This is a genomic window from Komarekiella delphini-convector SJRDD-AB1 (assembly GCF_014831675.1).
GTDB lineage: Bacteria > Cyanobacteriota > Cyanobacteriia > Cyanobacteriales > Nostocaceae > Komarekiella.
Genome location: NZ_VJXY01000155.1, coordinates 1 through 2,032 on the forward strand (window position 1 = coordinate 1; position 2,032 = coordinate 2,032).

The 2,032-nt window shown below is 44.9% G+C and carries 1 protein-coding gene and 1 pseudogene; one reads left to right on the forward strand and one right to left on the reverse strand.

From position 1 onward, the window contains the following. Positions 1-154 precede the first annotated feature (154 nt). Positions 155-661: pseudogene (locus FNW02_RS37955) on the forward strand (DUF3854 domain-containing protein); the annotation flags it as partial. Positions 662-878: 217 nt separating this feature from the next. Here FNW02_RS37955 and FNW02_RS37960 read toward each other — a convergent pair. Beyond that, positions 879-1,916: an AAA family ATPase gene (locus tag FNW02_RS37960; RefSeq protein WP_191762602.1), complete on the reverse strand. Its 1,038-nt coding sequence runs from the start codon at positions 1,914-1,916 to the stop codon at positions 879-881. Positions 1,917-2,032: the final 116 nt, after the last annotated feature.

A 2,032-nucleotide genomic window follows, 5' to 3' on the forward strand; every position in this document is an offset into this window, starting at 1 on the left:
GGGAGAAACAACGTAATAAGCAAAAAGCCAGTGTGTATTGGGGTTTCCAAACCAAAGACGCTCGCCGGAAAATGCAGCATTTATATCCGAGCTTAACCTAGCAAAGTTTGCTTGGTAGACTACTAGACTCGAATGGGACAAACAAACCCAACAGCATACTGAGAAACCCATTAAATACGAGTCACCGCCGAAAACCCCAAACCGCGTCACCTATCTCAGAGTTGCCTTACATATCTGGAAGCTGGTATCCCTTCGCTACGATGTGCCGATGCCAGAGAATATCGTCGTTACTCAATCAGGAGAAGCGTTAGGATTCTGGTCTTGGGTCATGGCACATCCTCAAATCCCTGTAATTCTTACGGAAGGAGAAAAAAAGGCAGGTTGTTTACTGTCGTTGGGTTTTGTAGCGAGCGCACTTCCGGGCATCTGGAACGGGCGCGTTGGCAAGGAAGATTTAGAACGACTTCACCCTGATTTAGTCCCAATGGCACAACCAGGACGGAAATACATTGTATTATTCGACTACGAAACTAAGCCCAAAACCAAACTCCAGGTTTTTCAAGCCACCCGCCGTACTTGTCAAGCTATTATCCAACAAGACTGTCAGTGTGAAGTGGCATTATTGCCTGGCCCAGAAAAAGGAATTGATGATTGGGTGGTAGTGTGATTTGAACGATATTTTTGCCAAACGGTCACGAAATGCTTCAAAACTCATTAGGACAAGATATACTTCATACTTTAATTGTGAGTTGTAAGAATGATAATCGTATAGTTGGGGGGAGACAGGGGTGAGCTTTGCTCACCCCTGTCTCATTAATAAAGAGAATGGGAAGAAGCTGCCGACGGCAGCTTCTTCATCCACCCGATGATTATCATTCTTATATCGTTGACGGCGATTCATGCCCAACAGTGTCTCGCTTGGGTTTGCGTTGCCCAACCCGTGTGCCTGACTTTTTCTCGCGGCTCTTATCTGTTTGCTGTTGCGTGTCCTGAGTTATCGTCTGAAGGTCAGCACTGGAATTACTAAGTAGCGTTTCAGTAATTTCAAGCGTTTGAGTAGATGTAGTTTTCTTGCGAGTCTGCTTTTTCTTCGGGGCTGGCTCTACGGGGATCTCGTTTGCTGTTGTGGTCGTGAATTCTTGTGGTGCAGGTACGTTTGGCTTTTTCCGAGTCCGCTTTGTTTTAAGTGGTGACTCTGTTTTAGATGAAGTGATTTCACTACCGACCAACGGAGTTTCAGGAGGGACTGCATTAGTCGGTACATCCGTTGAACCCATCCCTATTTGTAGCAAATGCCATAGATGTTCGCGGCGGCTCTCCATATAGCTAAGTTTTTCTTCGCCTTCAGTTGCTTCTATTGCCATGCGTTCGCACTGCGCTAGCGTTAGAGTATGCTCGTGTAATTGTTTTAAAGTTAAAGCTTTATTTCCATCATCTAATGCCGCAGCCACAGCTCTGATGAGCCAGTCTTTTAGGACTCCAAGACAGCCAATAGAATGTTCATAGAAGTAAAGCCAATGCTGCATTAATTCAGGAATATTAGTATCAAGAGGTACTTGCTTGAGGAGTGCCAATAACGCTGCCTGAAAATCCAAACGGTCTTGTTCATTTTGGTACAAATAGCGCGGAAAGTGGATATCCAGACCGCGCCGAGATGCTTGACCGCTTAAATTGCGGAAATTTAACAGTTCGTAAGTACCAATCAGGATGTGTAAAACACCCGTAACATTCGTCATCGATTTAATCCAATCCAACTGGTCTAAAAGCTTGCCAGCATTACTTCCAGTCCCAATCTTCATTAAATGTTGCGCTTCATCAAGGATAACCGCACGTACACCACGTTTGGTCATCGCTTCTTCTAATGCGTGGCGCAGTTCTGGAGAATCATTAAACTGGGAAGCTTTGCTACTAGTCAACCAAGAAAATTATGACAGGTGTAAATTAGGATATAACCGTTGGAATTTCACTCTGGCATCTGAAGCTGCAAAACGCCAATCGATTTTAGCTTTCTGCTGGTTACGCTCCTTTTCCC